This is a genomic window from Protofrankia sp. CiP1_Cm_nod1 (assembly GCF_920888515.1).
GTDB lineage: Bacteria > Actinomycetota > Actinomycetes > Frankiales > Frankiaceae > Protofrankia.
Map to the genome: position 1 here is coordinate 1 of NZ_CAKKTM010000310.1, position 5,851 is coordinate 5,851.

The window sequence follows — 5,851 nt, forward strand, 5'->3', positions numbered from 1 at the left end:
GGTGACGACGTCGCCGGCGCGCGGCGCGGGCTCGACGGCCAGCCGGTACCGGTGCCCGGCGCAGCCGCCGCCGTCGCCGTCGACGCCGACCCGCAGGCCGGCGCCGGGGGTGGTCCCCTCCCGGTCGAGCAGCGCGCGCACCTGGCCGGCCGCCCGTTCGGTAAAACTGATCGTGATACTCACTGGTTCACCTCCAGATGCGCTCGGACGCGCTTGGACGGAGCTGTCAGTAGCGAGGACGGCCCGACTGTCAGTACGCGAGGACGACCCGCTCGACCGCTGGCACCGATTCCTTCAGCTGGCGCTCGATGACGCCCGTGAGCGTGTCCAGGGCGGCGGAGCATCCCCCGCAGGCTCCGGTGAGCCGGACCGAGACGACACCCGCGGTGATGTCGACGACCGTGACGTCCCCGCCGTCGCGCTGCAGGAAGGGCCGTACCTGCTGGATCGCCTCGTCGACCTGCTGCCAGAGGCTGTCCTCGTCGCCGTCCGGGCCCGCCGCGGAGAAGGACGACCCGCAGGAGCACGGATCCGACACGCGCGGGTTGGAGAAGACGAAACCCGAGGACGTCAGCGACTCCACGTAGTCGATACGGACCCCGTGGACGAACGAGGCGGACTCGGACGCGACGAACACGTCGAACCCGTCCTGCCGGACGGTGATGTCACCTTTCTCGGCGGTGGGCGCGAGCGCGAGGCTGTACTTGTAGCCCGAGCAGCCGCCGGGCTCCGCGCCGACCCGCAGGCCGTAGCCGGCGGTCGTCCCGTCGCGGGCGAGCAGCGCCCGGACCTGCTCGCCGGCACGTTCGGTGAGCACAACCTGCAGTTTCGTAATCATGATCCCACCTTTGCCGCGACGGGCCCGGCCGGCCGCGGGTGCGGGGCGGGCCGCCCGTCCGGGGTGTCCTCGAACAGGTCGTCAGATGCCAGCGAGCCGCCTGCCAGCGGGTCGGCGGCGAAACCGGCCGGCTCCGCGGCCGGGCGGCAGGCGCTCCGCGCCGCGTGGTGGGCGTCGTCCGCCACCCGCTGGACGCCCCGCGCCGCAAGCCGCGCACCTTCGGTGGCGACCACGGAGTCGATGATGTCGTAGCACTCGACGGCTTCGACCCCGGCCGCGGCCAGCGCCTCCCGCGGGCCGTTACCGATCTTGCTGCACAGCACGGCGGCGCAGTCCGACAGCAGCTGGACGGTCCGGTCGAGCACCGACCCCTTGTCGTCCTCGCCGTCGTCACACTCGGAGACGCCCTCGCAGTAGCGCGCGACGCTGCGGGTGCCCACCAGACGCGCCCACTTCTCGCCCGCCTCGTAGATCCAGAACTCCTCGGCGTGGCCGAAGTGCTGGTTGACCACTCCCCCGCCCTTGGTGGCGACCGCGACCAGCACCGTGTGTTCCGGCTTCGCCGCGCCGGCGGAGATCCGCAGCTCCTCCCGGGTGGCGCGGACGTCGGAGCGCCAGCGCTCGATCGCTGCGTGCGCCTCCTGGCGGCCGGCCAGGTCGTAGGTGACCTCGCCGTCCAGGTAGGTCTCGGGGCCGAACTCGTCGCCGCGGTCCTCCCCGAGCAGGCCGACCGCGTCGGCCCGGCACTGCCGGCAGTGGCGCATCATGTTCATTTCCGCGCCGTCGTCGCCCTCGCAGCGGTCCTGCAGCGCCTTGAGCTCCTGCGGGGTCGGCCCGCGCTGCCCGGTCAGGCCGTAGTAGGTGCCGTGCTCGGGGGCGGACACCAGCGGCATCACGTTGTGCAGGAACGCCCCCATGCCGCGGACCGTGCGGGAGACCTCCACCAGGTGCTCGTCGTTGACCCCGGGGATCATCACCGAGTTGACCTTGCACAGGATCCCGCGTCCGGTGAGCGCCGCGAGCCCCTCCAGCTGCCGCTCGGAGAGGATCTTCGACGCCTGCCGGCCGGTGTAGCGCCTGCCACGGAAGGCCACCCAAGGGTAGATCCGTTCGCCGACCTCGGGATCGATCATGTTGATGGTGATCGTCACATGGTCGATGCCGAGATCCGCGATGCGGTCGACGTGGTCGACGAGGGTGAGCCCGTTCGTGGACACGCACAGCCTGATGTCCGGGCACTCCCGGGCGACCAGCTCCATCGTGCGGAAGGTGCGCCCCGCGTTGGCCAGCGGTTCCCCGGGCCCGGCCACGCCGAGCACGCTCATCTGCTTGATCTCGCTGGCCACCCGCTTGACCTTGGCCAGCGCCTGCTCCGGGGTGAGCAGCCTGCTGGTGACGCCGGGGCGGCTCTCGTTCGCGCAGTCGAACTTGCGGTTGCAGTAGTTGCACTGGATGTTGCAGCCCGGCGCGACCGGGACGTGCATCCGGGCGTAGTACTGGTGCGCGTCCTGGCTGTAACAGGGATGGTTGGCGACCTTCTCGGCGATCGCGGGGTCCAGGCCGGTCGTGCTGGCGCCGCATCCCTTGGTGGACGCGCACCCCGCCGCCGGCGCCGGCGCCGCGGCCACCGGCGGCGCGGCCGCCTCGGCCGGGGAGAGCACCGTCAGGGGGATCGACCGCGCCGGTACCGGCGCCGGCTGTGCCGGCTGTGCTGCCGGGGCCGGTCGGGGGGTCATGCCCGCTCACCCGCCTCACGGCCCGGCGCGGCGGACACCAGGTCCAGCTCGCGCTCCAGACAGCCCACCACCCGGCCGTTGGTGAACGCGACCGCGTAGACGATGTGCTCCTGGAGGTAGACACCCACACCGTGGACGTGGCCGACCGTCCCGGTCTCCACCAGCACGTCCCCAACGCTGATCCCCGGCTCGGGGAAGGTGCCGTCGTTGCGCAGGTCCTTCAGGGCCACGACGGTGTCGCCGACGTCGTAGGCGGCCTCGGACAGCGGCTCTTCGAAACTGACGTCCATCAGGCCCTCTTCTCGGCTTCAACGGTGACGGTGTCCACGGCGACGAACGCCTGGGGGGCGCGGTCGGCGAGGACCTTGAACAGGCGGTGGTCGAGCGCGGTGCCCGTGGTGAACGCCTCGTAGGAGGCGACCAGGGCGGCGCGGTAGGCGGCCAGCCGCTCCGGCGGAGCGGGATTCCCCGCGTCCGTGCGGGCCATGGCCCGGGAGAAGTGCCGCAGGATGTGCAGCCGGTTGACCGCGACCACCTTCGGGTCGAAGGGGACGTCCAGGGCCTGGAAGTAGTCCTCGGCGGTGACGCACTGGCGGAAGCGCGCCAGCCGCTCGGCGGGCGGCACCTGCCCAGCGGACGGCACCTGCCCGGCGGATGCCGCGGTCATGACGCGTCGGCCTTCGCCAGCTCGCGCTCGAGGCGGCTGATCTCGACATAGGCGTTGTAGGTGGCGGTGGCCGTCTCCAGGATCTGCTCCCAGCCGACCGGCAGGTCCTCGGCCAGGTCGTGCAGGTCGAGTTTGAGACGGGTGGCGAGGCTGTTGAGCTTCTTCAGCTTCGTGCGCAGCTCGGGGATGTCGTCAGGAGTCGTCACGGGCCACCTCCGGGTAGGCACGTACGAGCGCGGCGGCGGCGCTGACCAGCGCCTCGCCGCGCCCGGCAAGATGGTCGATGGAGTCGAAGCCGAAACGGTGCGCGTCGCGCAGCACCTCGGAGACGACCACGAGCCGGCCGGTGAACACCGTGACCCGGCCGAAGCCCTCGTGGCTGAGATCGAGCAGATAACCGGTGACCAGGCCGGTCGCCTTCTCGATGCCGGCGGCGACCGCCTGGTAGAAGGAGCGCAGCCGGCCCTCGGTGGCCGGGTCGACGTCACAGGAGATCCCCAGCTCGCGGCGCTGCTGCGGGGTGAGCACGAACGGGCTGAGCAGCCTCTCCCCGCCGAGGCGGTCGAGCTGGCCGTAGGTGTCCCCGGCGCGCAGCTGGTCGACCAGGTCACGCAGGAAGCCGGTGGCGACGTCCGCGCCCGCGCCGCCGGCACTGCCGGTGCCGGTGCCGGTGCTGTCGATGGTCATCGCGGGCTCCAGGTGGGGGTGGCGCCGGACCCGCTCGCGCGCAGCAGCTTGCGCAGCCACGGCGGCGGGTTGCCGGCGAGGACCCGCTGCAGCCGGACGATCTGGTCCGCGATCGAGGTGTCCTCGGTGACCTTCAGCGGATGGACGCGGGCCCGGACCACCTTCGCGGCGGCGGTCCCGCCGATCGCGGCGACGTGCAGGATCGCGCAGTCCCGGATGGCGTCCAGCCGGCTCTCGATCTTCTCGGCCTCGTCGTCGACGGCCGGGTCGAGCACCCGGCTCTCGTACAGCGAGGCGAGCTCCGCGGACACCTCGTAGACGTCGAACCGGCGGCACGAGCCGAAATGCTGGTCGACGACGATGCCGTCGCTGGTGGCGAAGGCGACCTTCAACATGCCAGTTCCTCCAGGTCCTCGGCCTGCTCCGGGCACGCGGCCGCCGCCGGGCGCGCCGGTGCCGGAGCTGCCGGGTGATGCGACGGGCGATGTGACTCACGGTGTTCGATCAGCCGGTTGGCCGCGTCCACGAGCAACTGGAGGCTGCCCCGGTACCCGGAGGTGGCACGCAGCGGGGCGCCCATCCGGTTGTAGACGGGGAAGCCCATCGTCAGGTGCGCCGCGCCGGCCTCGGCGGCCGCGCCGGCCCCGTGGCTGGAGGCGACGAGAAGTTCGGCGCCGGCCGCCGCGGCCCGTTCGGCGAGGTCGACGAAGTCGCCGACGACGACCTCCTCCCACGGCGCCTGCCGCAGCACGTCGGCGTCCGTCGGCGACACGGCGGTGACGATCTCGGCGCCGACGTCGTAGAGCAGCGAACCGACCGCGACGAGCAGGTCTGGCTCGAGGGCGAGGGCCACCTTCGCCCCGCCGAGGACGAAGTGGCTGTCCATCAGCCCATCGGCCAGCCGCCGGCGCCAGCGCCGGACCGCCTCGGGGGCGGCCGCGCCGGTGTGCCGGATCAGGTCGGTGACCAGCCGGTCGGTGACGGCCAGCCCGCTGAGGTGGTCGTGGGCGATCAGCGGGACGCCGGCTTTGACCGCCAGCTCCCCGGCGGCGGTGGCCGCCGCGGACCCGACCGCGATGACGATCTCGCAGCCGGCCAGGCCCAGCAGGGCGTCGAGGGCCGTCCCGCCGGTGGTCAGCGGCGACCAGGTCGCGGCGAGGTGCCCGTCGAGCGACCCGGACAGGTCGGGGACGACCACCGGGTCGAGGCCGAAGGCCCGGACGAGGTCGGCGATCTCGTCGATGTCCACCGCGGTCAGCGTCGGGCCGACGAGCACGGCGGCCCGGCCGGGGACCGTGACCTCGCTGGCCGGGACCGCGGCGACGATCCCCCGCAGCGCCGCGGACCAGCCGTCCGACAGCCCGCCGTGGAAGTCCGGGGTGGACACCGCGACGACCAGCGGGTCACGGCGGCCCGGGGCGTACTTCGACGCGCCGAGGACGCCGAACATGTCCTCCTCGGTGACCTCGGTGAGGCCGGTGGTCAGCACCCCGATGATGTCGGGCCGCTGCCGCTCGTTGATCGTGTCCAGCGCGCTCAGCAGCGACTCGGACGAGCCGAGCACGGCGCTGACGTCGTTGATGGCGCTGCTCTGCAACGGGATGGGCTCGCGGAAGTGGCGGGTGAGCAGGGCCTTGGCGAACGCCGAGCAGCCCTGCGCGCCGTGCAGCATCGGGATGCAGCGGGCCAGGCCGAGGAAGGCCAGCGCGCCGCCGAGGGGCTGGCTGTGCTTGAGCGGGTCGAAGGCGGCCCGGTGTCCGCCGGTGGTGACGCGGGCCATCAGAAGACCTCGGGATCGCTGTCGTCGTCGATGTCGTCGAAGCCGCCGCCCGCGGCCGCGCCGGCGGCCACGGCACCGGCCACGGCACCGGCGGTAGCACCGGCGGTGGCACCGGCCCTTGGCCCCGCCGGGCCGGCCGGGCC

Annotated in this window: 8 protein-coding genes and 1 pseudogene; all 9 read right to left on the reverse strand. The window is 73.0% G+C overall.

The window, feature by feature from the left end:
- A pseudogene (locus tag NBX02_RS13835) lies at positions 1 to 183 on the reverse strand (iron-sulfur cluster assembly accessory protein); the annotation flags it as partial.
- Positions 184 to 250: 67 nt separating this feature from the next.
- The gene (locus NBX02_RS13840; protein ID WP_250286505.1) at positions 251 to 838 is read right to left on the reverse strand and encodes an iron-sulfur cluster assembly accessory protein; all 588 of its coding nucleotides are present in this window, start codon (positions 836 to 838) and stop codon (positions 251 to 253) included.
- On the reverse strand, positions 835 to 2,574 hold the full coding sequence (nifB, locus tag NBX02_RS13845) for a nitrogenase cofactor biosynthesis protein NifB (protein WP_250291646.1): 1,740 nt from the start codon (positions 2,572 to 2,574) through the stop codon (positions 835 to 837). The genes NBX02_RS13840 and nifB overlap by 4 nt, the downstream gene beginning before the upstream one ends.
- A complete protein-coding gene (locus NBX02_RS13850) occupies positions 2,571 to 2,864 on the reverse strand; it encodes a nitrogen fixation protein NifZ (protein ID WP_250286502.1) in 294 nt (97 codons plus the stop codon). Before NBX02_RS13850 ends, nifB begins: the two co-directional genes overlap by 4 nt.
- On the reverse strand, positions 2,864 to 3,241 hold the full coding sequence (gene nifW, locus NBX02_RS13855) for a nitrogenase-stabilizing/protective protein NifW (protein WP_250291648.1): 378 nt from the start codon (positions 3,239 to 3,241) through the stop codon (positions 2,864 to 2,866). Before nifW ends, NBX02_RS13850 begins: the two co-directional genes overlap by 1 nt.
- Complete coding sequence (locus NBX02_RS13860) at positions 3,238 to 3,447, reverse strand: CCE_0567 family metalloprotein (protein WP_250286498.1); 210 nt, start codon at positions 3,445 to 3,447, stop codon at positions 3,238 to 3,240. The genes nifW and NBX02_RS13860 overlap by 4 nt, the downstream gene beginning before the upstream one ends.
- The gene (locus NBX02_RS13865) at positions 3,434 to 3,928 is read right to left on the reverse strand and encodes a NifX-associated nitrogen fixation protein (protein ID WP_250291651.1); all 495 of its coding nucleotides are present in this window, start codon (positions 3,926 to 3,928) and stop codon (positions 3,434 to 3,436) included. Before NBX02_RS13865 ends, NBX02_RS13860 begins: the two co-directional genes overlap by 14 nt.
- Complete coding sequence (gene nifX, locus NBX02_RS13870) at positions 3,925 to 4,323, reverse strand: nitrogen fixation protein NifX (protein ID WP_013874043.1); 399 nt, start codon at positions 4,321 to 4,323, stop codon at positions 3,925 to 3,927. The genes NBX02_RS13865 and nifX overlap by 4 nt, the downstream gene beginning before the upstream one ends.
- The gene (gene nifN / locus NBX02_RS13875; RefSeq protein ID WP_250291654.1) at positions 4,317 to 5,708 is read right to left on the reverse strand and encodes a nitrogenase iron-molybdenum cofactor biosynthesis protein NifN; all 1,392 of its coding nucleotides are present in this window, start codon (positions 5,706 to 5,708) and stop codon (positions 4,317 to 4,319) included. Before nifN ends, nifX begins: the two co-directional genes overlap by 7 nt.
- Positions 5,709 to 5,851 lie beyond the last annotated feature (143 nt).